The organism is Streptomyces kebangsaanensis, from assembly GCF_001906585.1.
Lineage (GTDB): Bacteria > Actinomycetota > Actinomycetes > Streptomycetales > Streptomycetaceae > Streptomyces > Streptomyces kebangsaanensis.
The window spans coordinates 278774-281816 of record NZ_JUJA01000167.1; the positions used below are offsets into that span (position 1 = coordinate 278774).

Annotated in this window: 3 protein-coding genes and 1 pseudogene; all 4 read left to right on the plus strand. The window is 74.5% G+C overall.

Translation table 11 applies throughout. From position 1 onward, the window contains the following. Window positions 1-199 (plus strand): annotated as a pseudogene (locus tag RH94_RS45725) (ADP-ribosylglycohydrolase family protein); the annotation flags it as partial. Window positions 200-207: 8 nt separating this feature from the next. Continuing rightward, entirely contained in the window at window positions 208-1422 is a 1215-nt protein-coding gene (locus RH94_RS36055) for an ADP-ribosylglycohydrolase family protein (protein ID WP_073952502.1), read from the plus strand. After that, window positions 1410-2789, plus strand: coding sequence for an ADP-ribosylglycohydrolase family protein (locus RH94_RS36060; RefSeq protein WP_073952503.1), 1380 nt, complete (start codon window positions 1410-1412; stop codon window positions 2787-2789). Before RH94_RS36055 ends, RH94_RS36060 begins: the two co-directional genes overlap by 13 nt. Beyond that, on the plus strand, window positions 2786-3043 hold a 258-nt coding region (locus RH94_RS45730), incomplete at its 3' end, for a CoA transferase (RefSeq protein ID WP_234426277.1). The genes RH94_RS36060 and RH94_RS45730, both read left to right, overlap by 4 nt.

Here is a 3043-nt window from a genome sequence, read left to right on the forward strand (position 1 = left end):
GTCCCGGGTGGCCGACTCGGCCCCGGCCCTGACGGGCGCCCTCACCGGTGCGCTGGGCGGCGCCGAGGCCATCCCGGAGTCCTGGCGGGAGGCCTGCCGCACCCTGTCCGGCTGTGTCCTGCCCCACCTCACCGGCACCGACCTCGTGGAACTCGCCGAACTGCTCGAAGCCGAACAACCGGCACCTCCGGGGGGATGATTCGGGGCATGACACCCAAAGGAGACACGCGCGAAGGGGAACAGAGCCGAGGCGCGGTCCGGGACACGAGCCGGGGTACGAGCCTGGAGGAGCGGATCACCGGCGCCCTCGTCGGAGCGGCCGTCGGCGACGCCCTCGGCGGCCCCGTCGAGGGCCACTCCCCCGACCAGATCCTCGAACGTCACGGCGGCCGTGTGCGCGGCGTCGTCGGCCCCTGGTACGGCGAGGACTGGCGCACCGCCCGCCCCATCGCCCCGTACCACAAGGGGGACGGCCACGTCACCGACGACACGCTGATGACGCACGCCCTGGTGCGGGTGTACGCGCGCGTCCGCGACCACCTCGACGCCTACGCGATCGCCGACCACCTGGTCCCCGACCTGATGACGAACCCGCGCTGGATCCCGGAGCTCGAGGCGGAGGCGCTGCCGCTGCACCGGATCTTCCTGGCGGAGAAGTGGCTGGTCGCACGGCTGCACTACGGCCACGTCGACCCGCGCGAGGCCGGCACCGGCAACATCGTCAACTGCGGTGCCGCCATGTACATGGCCCCGGTCGGCCTGGTCAACGCGGCCAACCCGGCGGCCGCGTACGCCGAGGCCCTCGACATCGCCGGCGCCCACCAGTCCTCGTACGGCAGGGAGGCCGCGGGCGTCCTCGCGGCCGGGGTCGCGGCGGCGTGCGCACCGGGCGCGACGCCGGACTCCGTGGTGGCGGCGTGTCTGTCGTCGGCCAAGGACGGGACCCGGGCGGCGATCGAGAAGGTCTGCGACGCGGCCCGCCGCCACACCGACTTCGAGTCGGCGCTGGGCCCGCTGCGGGAGGCGGTCGCGCCGTACGACACGGTGGGCCCCGACTACCGCGACCCCTCCCTGGGCGCCCGCCGCCCGTCCCGGCTGCACGCGATCGAGGAACTGCCCGTCGCCCTGGGCATGCTGACGGTGGCACGCGGCGACTTCCGGCAGGCCGTCCTCGGCGCGGTGAACTACGGCCGCGACTGCGACTCCATCGCGGCGATGGCCGGGGCGCTGGCGGGAGCGCTGGGCTCGCCGGTCCCGGAGGACTGGGCGAAGACGGTGGCGGAGGCCAGCCGCCTGGACCTGTGGGAGCCGGGTCGCACGCTGGCCGGGGTGGCCCGGGAGATCTTCGAACGGGACGTACGGCGGCGCCGCGCCCATGAGCGGGCGTTCGCCGGGATGGGAGGGCCGGGATGCTCCGACTGACCTGGGTCCAGCCGGAGGACCTGCTGGGCCACGAGTTGCGCCAGGCGGCACAGGACGGCCGCGAACCCTCGGCCGTCGCCGCCCGCTGGCGGGCCGCGGGCGGCCCGGAGGCCCCGCCCCGCTCGGGCGCCTCCCCCCAGCCCGCCTCCCGCTACCTGCGCCTCCTGGCCGAAGACCTCCTGGACGAACTCTCCGAACTCCCCAGCCACTTGGCAGACACAGAACCGACAGCCCTCCCCAGGATCAAAGCCCTGTGCCCGAACTGGCCGGCCGCACAACCCGCGGGCAGTCGTGCCGACGCGGCTGCGCCCACCCGGCCCCGCCTGGAAGCCGCCTGGCTCGGCCGGGCCGCAGGGTGCCTGCTGGGGAAACCCGTGGAGAAGCTCCCCCTGGAGGGCATCCGCCAACTCGCCCGGTCCACCGGCAACTGGCCCCTGAACACCTGGTTCACGGCACGAGCCGTCCCCGGCGACCTCCTCGCCGCACACCCCTGGAACCGCCGCTCCGCGGCCACCTCCCTCGCCGAGAACATCGACGGCATGCCCGAGGACGACGACCTCGACTACCCCGTCCTCAACCTCCTCCTGCTGCAACGCCACGGCAGGGACTTCACCACCACCGACGTGGCCCGCCTCTGGCTCGACGAACTCCCCGCCGGCCGCACCTTCACCGCCGAACGCGTCGCCTACCGCAACCTCCTCCTCGGCATCGGCCCCCCGCACACCGCCCGCCACCGCAACCCCTTCCGCGAGTGGATCGGCGCCCTGATCCGCGCCGACGTGCACGGCTGGACCAACCCCGGCGACCCGGCCGCCGCGGCCGGACAGGCGTACCGCGACGCCACCCTCACCCACACCGCGAACGGCGTCTACGCCGCGATGTTCGCCGCCGCCGTCATCGCCACCGCGGCGACCGGAACGCACGACGTCCACGCCTGCCTGGCCACCGGCCTGACCGTCGTACCGCCCGGCTCCCGGCTCGCCCGGGCGGTTCGCCACGCCGTCCGGCTCGCGAACACCCACGAAAACTTCGACACCGTGGTGGACGCGCTCCACGCCACCCACTCCGCCACCTGCCACTGGGTCCACGCCGTCCCCAACACCGCCCTGATCGCCGCCGCCCTCACCCACGCCGACGGCGACTTCACCGGCTCCATCTGCCGTGCCGTCTCCGGTGGTTGGGACACCGACTCCAACGGCGCCACGGCCGGCGGCGTCGCCGCCCTGCTCGCCGGTTCCCCGGCCGCCCTCCCCGACCGCTGGACGGCCCCGCTGAAGAACCGGCTGGCCACGTCCGTCGGCGACTTCAACGGCATCGGCTTCGACACCCTGGCCCAGCTCACCCACCGGGAGGCGTCCCGCCCATGACGCCGCACACCCCGCACACGCCCGGGGCGGGGGCCACCGCCCCGCTCGCCGGTCTCCGCGTACTCGATCTCGCCACCCTCTTCGCCGGGCCGATCGCCGCCACCATGCTCGGCGACTTCGGCGCCGAGGTGATCAAGGTCGAGCATCCGACGAAGCCCGACCCGTCGCGCGGTCACGGCCCGTCGAAGAACGGCGTCGGCCTGTGGTGGAAGCTGCTCGGCCGGAACAAGCGCACGATCACACTGGACCTGTCC